The 13,983-nt window shown below is 60.2% G+C and carries 13 protein-coding genes; 11 read left to right on the top strand and 2 right to left on the bottom strand.

Translation table 11 applies throughout. The features are described 5' to 3' along the window. The first annotated feature begins 38 nt into the window (after positions 1-38). From secD to ACN0SW_RS10790, 9 genes are all read left to right on the top strand, one after another. The gene (gene secD / locus ACN0SW_RS10750; protein ID WP_417727928.1) at positions 39-2,675 is read left to right on the top strand and encodes a protein translocase subunit SecD; all 2,637 of its coding nucleotides are present in this window, start codon (positions 39-41) and stop codon (positions 2,673-2,675) included. Then, the gene (locus ACN0SW_RS10755; RefSeq protein ID WP_417727929.1) at positions 2,668-3,429 is read left to right on the top strand and encodes a TSUP family transporter; all 762 of its coding nucleotides are present in this window, start codon (positions 2,668-2,670) and stop codon (positions 3,427-3,429) included. Before secD ends, ACN0SW_RS10755 begins: the two co-directional genes overlap by 8 nt. Positions 3,430-3,432: 3 nt before the next feature. Continuing rightward, positions 3,433-3,786 carry an Mth938-like domain-containing protein gene (locus ACN0SW_RS10760; protein WP_417727930.1) on the top strand — a complete coding sequence of 118 codons (354 nt, stop codon included), beginning with the start codon at positions 3,433-3,435 and terminating at the stop codon, positions 3,784-3,786. A gap of 56 nt (positions 3,787-3,842) precedes the next feature. Beyond that, on the top strand, positions 3,843-4,460 hold the full coding sequence (ccmA, locus tag ACN0SW_RS10765; RefSeq protein ID WP_417727931.1) for a heme ABC exporter ATP-binding protein CcmA: 618 nt from the start codon (positions 3,843-3,845) through the stop codon (positions 4,458-4,460). Then, positions 4,457-5,113 carry a heme exporter protein CcmB gene (gene ccmB / locus ACN0SW_RS10770; protein ID WP_417727932.1) on the top strand — a complete coding sequence of 219 codons (657 nt, stop codon included), beginning with the start codon at positions 4,457-4,459 and terminating at the stop codon, positions 5,111-5,113. The genes ccmA and ccmB overlap by 4 nt, the downstream gene beginning before the upstream one ends. Before the next feature lie 16 nt (positions 5,114-5,129). Further along, positions 5,130-5,870, top strand: a complete 741-nt coding sequence (locus tag ACN0SW_RS10775; protein ID WP_417727933.1) for a heme ABC transporter permease — start codon at positions 5,130-5,132, stop codon at positions 5,868-5,870. Beyond that, positions 5,867-6,025 carry a heme exporter protein CcmD gene (gene ccmD / locus ACN0SW_RS10780; protein WP_417727934.1) on the top strand — a complete coding sequence of 53 codons (159 nt, stop codon included), beginning with the start codon at positions 5,867-5,869 and terminating at the stop codon, positions 6,023-6,025. The genes ACN0SW_RS10775 and ccmD overlap by 4 nt, the downstream gene beginning before the upstream one ends. Next, on the top strand, positions 6,018-6,551 hold the full coding sequence (locus ACN0SW_RS10785; protein WP_417727935.1) for a DsbE family thiol:disulfide interchange protein: 534 nt from the start codon (positions 6,018-6,020) through the stop codon (positions 6,549-6,551). Before ccmD ends, ACN0SW_RS10785 begins: the two co-directional genes overlap by 8 nt. A gap of 620 nt (positions 6,552-7,171) precedes the next feature. Next, on the top strand, positions 7,172-8,389 hold the full coding sequence (locus tag ACN0SW_RS10790) for a pentapeptide repeat-containing protein (RefSeq protein ID WP_417727936.1): 1,218 nt from the start codon (positions 7,172-7,174) through the stop codon (positions 8,387-8,389). 159 nt (positions 8,390-8,548) lie between these two features. On the opposite strand, the gene acnA is transcribed toward ACN0SW_RS10790, so the two are convergent. Next, positions 8,549-11,299 carry an aconitate hydratase AcnA gene (gene acnA, locus ACN0SW_RS10795; protein ID WP_417727937.1) on the bottom strand — a complete coding sequence of 917 codons (2,751 nt, stop codon included), beginning with the start codon at positions 11,297-11,299 and terminating at the stop codon, positions 8,549-8,551. Between the two features lie 248 nt (positions 11,300-11,547). Between acnA and ACN0SW_RS10800 the strand changes: the two genes are divergently transcribed. After that, on the top strand, positions 11,548-12,252 hold the full coding sequence (locus tag ACN0SW_RS10800; RefSeq protein ID WP_417727938.1) for a DUF1223 domain-containing protein: 705 nt from the start codon (positions 11,548-11,550) through the stop codon (positions 12,250-12,252). Positions 12,253-12,417: 165 nt separating this feature from the next. Here the strand turns inward: ACN0SW_RS10800 and moaA are convergent, their stop codons facing one another. After that, positions 12,418-13,425 (bottom strand): GTP 3',8-cyclase MoaA, encoded by a 1,008-nt coding sequence (gene moaA / locus ACN0SW_RS10805; protein ID WP_417727939.1) that lies wholly within the window; start codon positions 13,423-13,425, stop codon positions 12,418-12,420. An 85-nt stretch (positions 13,426-13,510) separates the two neighbouring features. Here moaA and ACN0SW_RS10810 point away from each other — a divergent pair, with 85 nt between their 5' ends. Then, a complete protein-coding gene (locus ACN0SW_RS10810) occupies positions 13,511-13,954 on the top strand; it encodes a hypothetical protein (RefSeq protein ID WP_417727940.1) in 444 nt (147 codons plus the stop codon). The last annotated feature ends 29 nt before the right edge of the window (positions 13,955-13,983 follow it).

Genomic DNA, 13,983 nt, shown 5'->3' on the forward strand with positions numbered 1-13,983 from the left:
CATCTTCCCCCGCGTCAAAGTACTGAAAGGGCAGTAAAATGCTGCAAATCGACCTGTGGAAACGCCTCTGCATCTGGGGGATTGTTGCCCTTGGTCTGATGCTGGCCCTGCCCAATGGATTCTATTCGCGGGTTGAGCGGCATAATGATGCCGTCGCAGCTGTGGAGGCCGGTTCCGATCCGGCAGCCGTGGCTGAGGATCTGGCGTTCTGGCCGGATTGGATGCCGTCGAGCCTTGTCAATCTTGGTCTCGATCTGCGGGGGGGCGCGCATCTCTTGGCTGAGGTCCGGGTTGAGGATGTCTATCAGGCGCGGGTCGAAGGCATGTGGCCCGAGGTGCGCGATCTGCTGCGCGAAGAGCGGGATCGGGTCGGGCCCATTCGATTGCAGGCGACCGACGCGCCGGAACTCCGGGTGCGTCTGGTGGAACGGCCCGAGATGGCAACCGAGGCGTCCGCGTTGGTGCGGGGTCTTGGGCGGCCTGTCACCGATGTGTTGACCGGCGTCGGCGGCAGCGACATCGACGTGACCACCGACGGGGCCGATATCATCATCCGGCTGAGCGAGGCTGAACGCCGCGCCACCGATGACCGCACCGTGCGCCAAGCGTTGGAAATCATCCGCCGCCGCATTGACGAGGTCGGAACGCGCGAGCCGACGATTCAGCGGCAAGGGGCCAAGCGTATTCTGATTCAGGTTCCGGGCATCGGCAGTGCGGCCGAATTGAAGGCCCTGATCGGCACCACGGCGCAGCTGACCTTTCAGCCAGTGATAAGTCGGGCCTCCCGTGCGGACGCACCGGCCGGTGCAGGCAATGAAGTGCTGCCCTCGCTGAACGAGAATGGCGTCTATTACGTCCTTGAACGGGCCCCGGTGGTGACCGGAGAGGAACTGGTCGATGCACAGCCTGATTTCGATCAGAATGGGCGGCCTGCGGTGTCATTCCGGTTCAACCCCACCGGCGCGCGCAAGTTTGGCGATTACACCGCCGAGAACGTCGGCAACCCCTTTGCAATCGTTCTCGACGGCGAGGTGATCAGCGCTCCGGTGATCCAGAGCCATATCGCTGGCGGTTCGGGGATCATCACCGGCAATTTCAATGTTGAAGAGAGCACCCATCTTGCGGTGCTGTTGCGGGCCGGGGCCTTGCCTGCCGGGCTCGATTTTCTTGAAGAGCGGACGGTCGGGCCGGAACTGGGCGCGGACAGCATCGAGGCAGGCAAGCTTGCCTGCCTTGTCGCCTTTGCGCTGGTGTTGGTGTATATGGTGCTAAGCTATGGAGTGTTTGGCATTTTTGCAAACATCGCATTGATTATCAATGTCGGTCTGATCTTTGGCCTGCTCAGCCTTATCGGGGCGACACTGACATTGCCGGGGATCGCGGGGATCGTGCTGACCATCGGTATGGCGGTGGACGCCAATGTTCTGGTGTTCGAGCGTATTCGCGAAGAAATGAGATCGGCCAAGGGGGCCGCGCGCGCGATTGACCTTGGTTATGAAAAGGCGATGAGCGCCATCGTCGATGCCAATATAACCACGTTCATGACCGCGCTCATTCTCTATGTCATGGGTTCTGGTCCGGTGCGTGGCTTTGCCATCACGCTTGGGCTGGGCATTATCACATCGGTATTTACGGCGCTGTTTGTCACGCGTCTGATCGCTGTGATCTGGTTCGAGCGGCGGCGTCCCAAGACAGTATTGACTGGACGGTCGCTTCGAATCGTGCCGGAGGTGACCTCTTGGGATTTCTTCAGCCGCTGGAAGCTCTGGCTGGGGATTTCCGGGGTAATGATCATCGTCGCGCTTGGCTCTTTTGCCGCGCAGGGTCTGAACTTCGGGATTGATTTCAAGGGTGGTACAACGATCCGCACGCAAAGCGCGGAGACGGTCGATATCGGCACTTACCGTGCGGCGGTCAGTGATCTAGGGCTAGGTGATATCAGCATCACAGAGGTGTTCGATCCAACCTTTGGTCCAGATGAGAACGTCGCGATGCTACGGATACAGGCGCAGGATGAGGCCGAAAGTGTCTCGCCCGAGGTGATCGCGGGGGTCGAAGCCGCCTTGCAGAAAGCCGTGCCGGATATTCAGTTTACATCTGTAGAGAGCGTTGGCCCCAAGGTTTCAGGCGAGCTTATTCAGGCGGCGGTGCTGGCTGTGGCGCTCGCCATTGGGGCGGTGCTGGTCTACATCTGGATGCGGTTCGAATGGCAATTCGCTGTGGGCGCCGTTCTGGCACTGGTGCATGACGTTGCCTTGACGGTGGGTGTCTTCTCGGAGCTACAGATTCAGTTCGATCTGGCGATCATTGCGGCGCTGCTGACGATTGTGGGCTACTCCCTCAACGATACGGTGGTTGTGTTTGACCGGGTGCGCGAGAACCTGCGCAAATACAAGCAAAAGCCGCTCCGAGAGGTGCTGAACCTGTCGATCAACGAGACACTGAGCCGCACGATGATGACATCCATCACCACGCTTCTGGCGTTGCTGGCGCTCTATTTCCTGGGGGGCGACGTGATCCGTGGCTTTGTCTTTGCGATGATCTGGGGTGTGGTTGTCGGCACATACTCGTCTATTTTCGTGGCCAGCACCGTTTTGATGTGGCTGGGCATCAAGCGGGACTGGTCGAAACCGGACGCCAACGCAGGCACCCAGTTCGCCAATATTGATGCCTGAGACACTGAGCGCGGTCGGGGCAACACCCGGTCTGATCTGGCTTGTGCTGGCGATTGGGCTTGCTGGTATTGTGCGCGGATTTACAGGGTTTGGCACCGCGCTGATCTTTGTGCCGGTGGCGGGGATTTTTCTACCGCCTGAGACGATTGTCGGGGTGATTACCCTCACGGGAATCGCCAGCACATCCGCACTTTTGCCGCGGGCGTGGAAACATGCGGACCGACGCGAGGTGGCAGTGCTGGCGTTTGCGGCGCTTGTGACCGTGCCGGTTGGGCTATGGATCATGGCGCTGCTCGATCCGGTCAGCATCCGCTGGGTGGTCGCGGCAGTGGGCACTGTCACCTTGGGCGCTCTGGTCACGGGATGGCGGTTCTCGGGGCAGGTGGGCCGTCCTATGCTTTTGGCAATCGGTGGGGTTGCGGGGGTGATCGGCGGGTTGACGGGGTTGACCGGCCCAGTGGTGATCCTGTTCTATCTTGCGGGCCAGTCAGCGGCGCAATCGGTGCGTGCCAATACGATCCTGTTTCTGGCCGCGCTGGATGTGGTCATCGTGGTCAACCTGTTGATGCGCGGCGCGGTCAACGCTCAGATGTTCCTGCTGGCGCTGCTGCTTGCGACGCCGTATTTTATCACTTCGCTGATCGGGCAATCGCTCTTTGACCCGCGCCACGAACGGCTCTACCGTTGGGCCGCCTATGCGGTGATTGGCCTGGCGGTCGTGAGCGGCCTGCCGATTTTCAACAAGGGGGTGTGAGCCATGCGTATGACGGAAATCAGTTTTTCCGGTGCGACGCCGATTGACGGCTACGGACCCGGATTCTTTCGTGTTGCGGGTCAGGTGATGGAGGGTGCGATGCTGGTCACCCCGACCGGCGCACGGAGCTGGGGCGGTTATGCCGATGCCGAGGCGCTCTTGGCGCTGGTGGGCGAAACCGACGTGGTCTTTATCGGTACCGGTGCCGAAGTGGCGCATATCCCTGCGGAGTTGCGCGCCACCCTTGATGCAGCCGGGATCGGGGTTGAGACGATGAATTCCCCCGCTGCCTGCCGCACCTATAACGTGCTGTTGTCCGAAGGACGCAGGGTTGCGGCAGCGGTCCTGCCGGTGTGACGATCCGCGCGCCGATGGCGCTTTTCGATGGTCTCGCATTGGGTTAAGCAAAACACATGATGCTGCAAGTCTCTGATCTGACAATCGCGCGTGGCGGTATTCCCGTGCTGGAAGGGCTGAGTTTCACACTCGCCTCTGGTCAGGCGCTTGTGGTGCGCGGCCCGAATGGGATTGGCAAGACCACACTGCTTCGCACGATCGCCGGGCTTCAACCGCCGGTGTCTGGGCAGGTCGAGGTCCCGCCCGAAAGCCTCGTATATGCCGGGCATTCGGACGGGATTAAGGCCACGCTGAGTGTTGTCGAGAACTTGAAGTTTTGGGCGGAAGCCTTTGGTAGTAAAGATTTTTCACGGGCAATTGAGGCATTCAAGCTGGCCCCTCTTGCCCATCGCCCGGCGGGCGAACTCTCGGCTGGGCAGAAACGGCGTCTGGGGCTTGCGCGTCTCTTGGTGACGGGGCGGGCGCTCTGGGTGTTGGATGAGCCGACCGTATCGCTCGACAAGGACGCGGTGGCGATGTTTGCAAGCGCGGTGCGTGGGCATCTGGCGGAGGGCGGCATGGCGCTTATCGCGACACATATCGACCTTGGGCTGAACGAGGCGCGGATTCTAGATGTGGGTCCATATCAGGCCAAGCCCTTGGCAGATAACGATTTTGATGGGGCTTTTCTGTGATTGCCTTGTTGCTCAGGGATATTCGACTGGCGGTGCGCGCAGGCGGCGGTTTTGGCCTTGGCCTCGCGTTCTTTTTGATTGTGGTCGTGCTCGTGCCGTTTGGGGTCGGGCCGCAAAGCACGCTTTTGGCGACGATTGCGCCGGGCATCCTGTGGTTGGGGGCGCTCTTGGCGTGTCTGCTGTCGCTCGACCGCATTCTGGCGCTGGACTGGGAGGATGGCAGTCTCGACCTTTTGGCGACCTCACCGCTGCCGATGGAAGGGATCGTCAGCGTCAAGGCGCTGGCGCATTGGCTGACCACCTGTTTGCCGCTGGTGGCGGCCGCTCCGGTCTTTGGTCTGCTACTCAGCCTGCCAGAAGCGGGCTATAAGTGGTTGATTATATCTCTTTTTGTGGGAACACCTGCGCTGAGCGTGATCGGTACTTTCGGGGCGGCGCTGACCGTGGGGCTCAAGCGCGGGGGGCTGTTGCTGAGCCTGCTTGTGTTGCCGCTCTATGTGCCTACATTGATTTTCGGGGCAGAGGTCGCGCGGCGTGGGGCGGAAGGGTTTGACACGGCCACGCCACTCTTGATGCTGGCGGGGATCACCTGCGGCACCATCGCGCTTTTGCCTTTTGCTTCTGCTGCGGTATTGAGAGTGAATCTGCGCTGATGACACGGGGAACGCCATGAACCTGAACGCATTCTGGGAATATGCCAATCCCAAGAAATTCATCCAGACGACGGACCGGGTGTTGCCGTGGTTCGCGGGGCTGGCGGCGGTGACGCTGGTGGGAGGCCTGATCTGGGGGTTCTTCTTTACACCTGTCGATTACCGTCAGGGGGCTACAGTAAAAATCATTTACTTACATGTACCTAGCGCCCTCATGGCGATCAATGCCTGGCTGATGATGCTGATCACGTCGCTGGTCTGGATCGTGAGGCGGCACCATGTCAGCGCATTGGCCGCACGGGCTGCGGCGCCGGTGGGGATGGTGATGACGATGATCGCGCTTTTGACCGGGGCGATCTGGGGGCAGCCGATGTGGGGGACGTGGTGGGCCTGGGATCCACGCCTGACCAGCTTTCTCATCCTTTTTCTGTTTTATCTCGGGTACATAGCCCTGTGGGAAGCCATCGAGAATGACGATACAGCCGCAGATTTGACCAGTATCTTATGTCTGGTGGGATCGGTGTTTGCGCTTTTGAGCCGCTATGCGGTGAATTTCTGGAATCAAGGGTTGCATCAGGGCGCATCGCTGAGTTTGGATAAGGAAGAGAATGTCGCCGATGTATTCTGGTATCCGCTTTTGGTGTGCATGGCGGGATTTGTGTTTCTTTTCATAACGTTGGTGTTGATTAGGACACGCACGGAAATTCGTGCGCGCAGGATGCGGGTGCTTTTGGCGCGGGAGAGAATGGGGGCATGATGCCGGATCTGGGGAAGTATGCCGAGGCGGTTCTGTCATCCTATGCGGTGTCGATCGCGTTGATCGTGGCGCTGATTGCGGTCAGTGTCATGCGATCAAACCGCATTAAGAACGAGCTGTATACTATTGAAAAAAAGGCAAAATCAAATGGCTAAAATATCACCGATGATGGTTTTACCGCTGGTGATTTTTGCCGGTTTTGCCGGCCTGGCCTTTGTGGGGTTGCAGCGCGATAACCCTAATGAGCTGCCTTCTGCGCTGGCGGGCAAGGCTGCGCCTGCGGTCGTGTTGACGCCGTTAGGGGATGCAAAACTGTTTGATGACAGTGATTTGCGGGACGGAACTGTCAAACTTGTGAACTACTGGGCGAGTTGGTGTGCGCCCTGTCGGGTCGAGCACCCCAATCTGGAGAAGCTGGCCAGGAACGGCGTCGCGATCTATGGGGTAAATTACAAAGATAAGCCCGATAACGCCTTGAATTTTTTGAAGGAACTTGGAAACCCCTATGCGGCCCTGGGGGCGGATGTGTCGGGGCGGATGGCGCTCAATTGGGGCGTCTACGGTGTACCCGAAACCTATGTCATTGATGGCAAAGGAAATATCGTCCTGCGCTTTGCAGGGCCGATCACCGAGCGGGTGATGCAGAGCACCATTTTGCCCGCCATCGAAGCGGCGCGCTAAACGGTACAAAGCGTCCACCCTGTACGCGGTTTGCGTACGCAGTCAGGTGAGCGATCATTCAGCCACCTGACAGGAGGTCGTTTCTGTGGTCGCGGAGAGCGGCGCGCAGCTGTGATGCGCGTGACTTTCTCCGACTGCGCCGTAGATGGCGAGCAGGCTGATCAGAGCGGCTTGTGCGAGGATGAGTGCGGTGCTGCGCATGGTTTACCCTTTTTCAATCTCCTGCCCCCAAGATTGGGGCGCGGGCATCACGGAAAAAGGGGAATCACCTCACAATGGCATCAGGGGCGTTGGACCGGCGGGGAATGGCCGGAAATTGGGCGGCGATGGCGGAAGTCTGCGCAAGGTATGAAACAGGCGCTCCGGTTGAGGGGCGCGTGCCGTAGCAAACAAACGTTCCCCGAAGGTAGAGTTTCGGCTATGGCTAAAGTTGAATAGTTCCCAGTACCCGGATGGTGCCATTGATTGAAACCTACGTGAACATCGTGACTCATCCGCTGGTGTGGATTTTCATTGGCCTCACCGTGGTGTTCTACGCGGTGCAGTGGGCGGTAGGACGATCCTCTGAGGCACCAACCACGCCCGACGAGCGGATCAAGGGAATTGCGAAACGGGTGGGCATGGATGCGCTGCATCCCACGCTGTTTCTGCTCTTGGCGCTGACATGGGGCATCGTGGCGGTGACGTTGTTTGCCGGTCTTTATGTCATCCTGATCCAAGTCATATTTCACGCCCCGCCCGACGGGGCGCAGGACGTTTGGGACTGGCGGTTCACTCTGGCGCAGCTTGCGGCGCTGACCACGGTGCTGGGAGCGATGATCGCGCTGCCCATCACCATCAACCGCCTGATCCTGACCCGGCGTCAGACCGATACGGTCGAGCAGGGACATATCACCGACCGGATCAACAAGGCGGTTGAGGGGTTGGGGGCGCAGAAGACGGTCAAGCGGCAACGCAGACGACAAAATGGCAGGCTGGCCTACGCAATGGGCGACAATAATGAGCCCGACTATTCCAAACCAATCATGGAAGAGATCACTCAATCCAATCTCGAAGTGCGGATCGGGGCGATTTATGCGCTGGAGCGGATTTCTCAGGACAGTGCACGAGACCATATCCAGATCATGGAAATCCTCTGCGCCTATATCCGGCAGAATGCGGGGCGCGAGGATGTGCCGCTGCCCGAAGGTGAGCCGACGCCGGAGGAGTGGCGGGCATGGTCCTCGCAAGGGCTAGAGTATCCCCGGCTGGATGTCGACGTAGCATTGAAGGTGATTGAGCGTCGCGGGGAGGACGGGAAACGTTTAGAGAAGGATCGGGACGAACCTTATCGTCTAGGTTTAGAGCGCGCGTGTCTTCGAAAGATTGAGTTGTCTCGCCGTGATCTAACCAATGCGGATTTAGAGGAAGCACAATTTCAAGGAGCAAATTTGAGGTTCGCGAAATTGTGCGGAGTTAATCTCGCGCTGGCCGAGTTGCAGGGCGCGGACCTTAGACATGCAGATTTGAGGGGGGCCGATCTTTCATTCGCCAACTTAGACGGAGCGCGCCTAGATCGAGCGCGGTTTGATCATGAAACAGACCTTAATCAGGCGAAACTTAGAGGAGCTACGCTCAGGTTCGCAAACTATGCCAGCATCCGGCAGCTTACAGATCACTTGAAAGACATGTTTGGCGATGCGTCGGTAATCCTGCCCGGCGGATTTGGCCCAAAGCACGAAAGCTGGCCCCAGCATTGGCCGAAGTTCAAATTGAATGACTCCCAGTTTGAAGGAGAGTGGCGAGATTGGCTGGCGAACCCGGATACCTACAAACCGCCTGAGCAACTTAAAAATTAATGACACGCGGGCGGTTTGACGCTCGCCTTAGACCGTTTGGGCGGGGCGCATGAGAGCCTTTGGCGCGCGCGGTGGTCCGCGATCAATCCGGAACTGGCATATCTCACGAAAAAGGCGGCCCCGCGAGGGGCCCCCCTGTCGATGATGCCGCGCTGTGGATCAAGCGACGGATTTGGCGAGGTTGCGCAGCACGTAATGCAGCACGCCGCCGTGTTCGATATACTCGATCTCGATCGCGGTATCGATCCGGCACTTGAGCGTGATGGTTTTGGTCGTGCCATCGGCATAGGTGATGGTGCAGGGCACCTCGGCCAAGGGCTTGATTGTATCAAGGCCCGAAATGGCCACGGTTTCATCCCCGGTGAGGCCCAGCGTCTTGCGGGTGTCGCCGCCGGTGAACTCGAACGGGATGACGCCCATGCCGACGAGGTTGGAGCGGTGGATCCGCTCGAAGCTCTCGGCGATCACGGCCTTGACGCCCAGAAGCGCCGTGCCCTTGGCCGCCCAGTCACGCGAAGAGCCCGCGCCATATTGCTCGCCGCCAAAGATCACCAGTGGCGTCCCTGCCGCCTGATAGGCCATTGACGCGTCAAAGATCGAGGTCTGCGCCCCGTCCGGCCCCTTGGTATAGCCGCCCTCGACCCCATCCAGCATCTCGTTGCGGATGCGGATATTGGCGAAGGTGCCGCGCATCATCACCTCGTGATTGCCGCGCCGCGAGCCGTAGGAGTTGAACTCGCGCGCGGGCACCTGACGCTCGGTCAGGTATTTGCCCGCAGGGGTGCTGTCCTTGAAGGAGCCGGCGGGCGAGATGTGGTCAGTGGTGACCATATCGCCCAAGAGCGCCAGAACGCGCGCCCCCGAGATGTTGGAGATGGTGCCGGGGTCCTTGGCCATGCCTTTGAAATAGGGCGGGTTTTGAACATAGGTCGATTGCGCGGGCCAGTCGTAGGTCTCGCCTTCGGAGGTCTCGACCGCCTGCCATTTCTCGTCACCTTTGAAGACATCGGCATATTTCGACTGAAACGCCTCGCGCGTTACGGTGCGCTCGACCAGTTCGGCGATCTCTTTTTGGCTGGGCCAGATATCCTTGAGATAGACCGGGTTGCCGTCACGGTCGGTGCCCAAGGGCTCTGTGGTCAGGTCGATGTTCATGTCGCCTGCGATGGCATAGGCCACGACGAGCGGCGGCGAAGCCAGATAATTGGCGCGCACGTCGGGGGAAATGCGGCCCTCGAAATTGCGGTTGCCCGAGAGCACCGAGGTGGCGATGAGATCGCCTTCGGCGATGGCCTCGGAGATTTCCTTTTGCAGCGGGCCCGAGTTGCCGATGCAGGTGGTGCAGCCGTAACCCACGAGGTTGAAACCCACGGCATCGAGATCCTCTTGCAGGCCAGCGGCCTCGAGATAGGCGGACACGACCTGAGAGCCGGGCGCAAGCGAGGTCTTGACCCAAGGCTTGCGGTTGAGACCAAGCGCGCGCGCCTTGCGGGCGACGAGACCTGCGCCGATCATCACATAGGGGTTCGAGGTGTTGGTGCAGGAGGTGATCGAGGCGATCACGACCGAACCGTCGCGGATCTGGTACTCTTCGCCTTTGACCTTGACCGATTTGCGCGGGTCAGCGGCGACGGCCGTGGCCGGTCCCTCAGCGGCCATGTCTGTGGCGGCGGGGCTGACATCCTTGCCGCGATAATCCGAGACCACATCAAGGAAGGAGGCCGCAGATTTGTCGAGGGTGACGTAATCCTGCGGGCGCTTCGGCCCGGAGATGGCGGGCACGATGGTGCCCATGTCAAGGCTGAGCGTGTCGGTGTAGACCGGCGCGTAATCCGAGCCACGCCAGAAACCGTTGATCTTGGCGTAGGCCTCGACCAGTTGCACGCGGGCCTCGTCGCGCCCCGTGTTGCGCAGGTAACGCAGGGTTTCGTCGTCGATCGGAAAGAAGCCGCAGGTGGCACCGTATTCGGGGGCCATATTGGCAATGGTGGCGCGATCCGCCAGCGGCAGGTGATCGAGACCCGCGCCGTAGAATTCGACGAATTTGCCGACCACGCCTTTTTTGCGCAGCAGTTCCACGACCTTGAGCACGAGGTCGGTGCCGGTGGTGCCTTCGATCATGCGGCCGGTCAGCTCGAAGCCCACCACCTCGGGGATGAGCATGGAAATCGGCTGACCGAGCATCGCGGCCTCGGCCTCGATCCCGCCGACGCCCCAGCCCAGAACGGCCATGCCGTTGACCATGGTGGTGTGGCTGTCGGTGCCCACCAGCGTATCGGGATAGGCCACGGTCTCGCCGGATTGATCGGTGTCCGTCCAGACGGTTTGCGCGAGATATTCGAGATTGACCTGATGGCAGATGCCGGTGCCCGGCGGCACGACGCGGAAGTTGTTGAACGCCCCCTGACCCCATTTGAGGAACTGATAGCGTTCCATGTTGCGCTCATACTCGCGGTCCACATTCATCTGGAAGGCGCGCGGGTTGCCGAATTCGTCAATCATCACCGAGTGGTCGATGACCAGATCGACCGGGTTGAGCGGGTTGATCTGCTGAGCGTCGCCGCCGAGTGCCTTGATCCCGTCGCGCATGGCGGCAAGATCGACAACCGCCGGAACCCCGGTGAAATCCTGCATCAGCACGCGCGCGGGCCGATAGGCCAGTTCGCGATTGGCACGGCCGCCATTTTCTGCCCATTCCGAGAAGGCGCGGATGTCGTCGAGCGACACGGTCTTGCCATCCTCAAAGCGCAGCATGTTTTCCAGCACCACCTTGAGCGCGGCAGGCAGGCGCGAGAAATCGCCAAGCCCGGCCTCTTCGGCGGCGGTGATCGAGTAATAGGCGACCGATTGGTCACCGACGGTGAGGGTCTTGCGGGTCTTGGCGCTGTCTTGTCCGACGCTGATGGGCATGGGCCGTCCTTTCATGGTCGAGGCTGGATCACTTGCCCCTGCTTCTGACCGATTTGAAAGACTCGATCAAGGGGGCTGAGAGGATATTTGTATACTATTGCACACAATTGATGGATATTTCAACAAATCACTGCCGACTCTCGAAACCTTGATTGGTTATTGTGGCCTGCGCGACCTAGTTACGGAGGGGTCACGATATGATATGGTTGTATTGGGGCAGGGCACAATCCAGCGGAAAGACGGACGATATGCGACAGATTGCAGCGAGCGTGTTCGCGGGGCTTATGCCCCTGTTGGCGACGCAAGTGGGGGCGCAGGAGCGGCCCGTAGTGGTGGAATTATTCACATCTCAGGGCTGCGCCTCTTGTCCGCCTGCGGATGCATTCCTCAAGCAATTGGCGATGCGCGAGGATGTGGTGGCTCTGGCGCTGCATGTCGATTACTGGGATTACATCGGCTGGGAGGATAGTTTTGCCAGTCCCGAGTATAGCGAGCGGCAGCGCGGCTATGCCAAGACGGGCGAGCGCAAGATGGTCTATACGCCGCAGATGATCATCAATGGCGAGGATCAGGTGGTAGGCACGCGGTTCGAGGACGTCACCGATCTGATCGAAAAGCACCGGGCGCAGGCGCAGAATGGCCTTGCGGTTCAGGTCAAGCGTGACGAGACGCGGGTGCAGATCCGCGTCGAGGCGGAGCCTGCGCGCTCTATGCCATTGATGGTGCAACTGGTGCGCTATATCCCGGAGGAAACCGTGGCGATCGAGCGCGGTGAAAATGCCGGCCAGACGATCAGCTATGTCAATATCGTAACCGAGATGACGCCGCTTGCGGTCTGGGACAGCCAAGAGCCGCTGGACCTGAAGGTGGAATTGCCTCTGGACGAGCATGCGGTCGTCGTCTTGCAATATCTCGGTTTCGGAACGATCGAGGCAGTGGCGCATCTGCGGTAAGCGCGCGCAGGACCGGCCCGGTCGGATTCGAGTATTTTGGGAACGATGAAGGCGCAGCCGCGCCATCCGAGGGTTTCGGTTCTGCGTTGAAACGCCGAAGCTCTGATTCTTTGATTCGGCGCAAATTTAAGCCGAAACAGCCTGTCAGCTCTTGCTGAAATGGCTTTAGCCGCCGGTGTGACTCATGTGGCGCGAGACGCGACCATCGACGGTCTGGCGCGAATAGTCGAAGTCATGCCCTTTGGGTTTACGCGTGATGGCGGCGCGGATCGCCTCTTCGAGCATGGTGTCGCTGCCGGGATTGTTGCGCAGGGGCGCGCGCAGGTCGGCCATGTCCTCTTGTCCGAGGCACATGTAAAGCTCGCCGGTGCAGGTCAGGCGCACGCGGTTGCAGCTTTCGCAGAAGTTATGGGTGAGGGGGGTTATGAAGCCGATTTTTTGGCCGGTTTCTTCGATTCGCACATAGCGGGCCGGGCCGCCGGTCCGTTCGGGCAGATCGGTGAGGGTGAAGCGTTCGCGCAGGCGGGTGCGCAGGTCCGAGAGCTTCCAATATTGGTCGAGACGGTCCTCATTGCCGATGTCGCCCATCGGCATGACCTCGATGAAGGTGAGGTCCATGTCGCGCGACGCACACCAATTGGTGAGCGTGAACAGCTCATCCTCGTTGAAGCCCTTGAGCGCCACGGTGTTGATCTTGACCCGCAGCCCGGCGTTCTGGGCGGCGTCGATCCCCTTGAGCACCTGGGGCAGACGGCCCCAGCGGGTGATGTCCGCGAATTTCTGATCGTCGAGCGTGTCGAGCGAGATATTCACCCGGCGCACGCCTGCGGCGTAGAGATCACCGGCAAAGCGTTCCATCTGGCTGCCGTTGGTGGTGAGGGTCAGTTCCTTGAGCGCGCCCGTTGCGAGATGGCGGGTCATAGCGTCAAAGAACGTCATGATGCCCTTGCGCACCAGCGGTTCGCCGCCGGTGATGCGCAGTTTTTCCACCCCCATGCGCACGAAGGTCGAGCACATGCGATCCAGTTCCTCAAGCGTCAGCAATTCGCGCTTGGGCAGGAAGGTCATGTTTTCCGACATGCAATAGACGCAGCGGAAATCGCAGCGGTCTGTCACGGAGACGCGCAGGTAGGAGATGGCGCGCTGGAACGGGTCTATCAACGGTGCTGTCATGCGGTAAATCTATGCGCCGCGGCGGTGCGGGGCAAGGGACAAGTTGGGCGTTGAAGGGGGCAGTTCGCGGCGGTAGAGTGGACAAATGAGACAGTTTGGCGTGATTTTGGTCGTTGTCGCCCTTGGCGGCTGTGCACAGGTGGAGCGGATTTTGGGGCCGCGGGCGGCGGCCGTCGCGCCAGAGGTCGTGCCGCCGGTAACGCCCGAGATGTTGGATGACACCACGCCGCAGGACAAGCAGGCCGCGCGGGCTGAGGCCGCGACAAGGCCGGCGGGGGTGTTGGGCACGACCATTGCCTCGCTCGGATCGCCGGCTGAATCGGGGCTCTGGCTCAAGACGCCCTTGGTCGAAGTGCCGGGCCGGGGCCGGGTGGATTATGCCGCAACAGGGCAATCGGTGGCGGTGGATCTGATCCCGCGTGACGCAGAGCCGGGTGCGGGCAGCCAATTGTCCTTGGCCGGGTTTCGGGCGCTGGGGGCGGCGTTGACCGCGCTGCCGGAATTGCGGGTCTACCGGCTGGCGGAGTGAGCCGCGCGCGTTTTCCTTTGTATTTCCTG

Source organism: Roseovarius sp. (genome assembly GCF_048262375.1).
Taxonomy (GTDB): domain Bacteria; phylum Pseudomonadota; class Alphaproteobacteria; order Rhodobacterales; family Rhodobacteraceae; genus Roseovarius.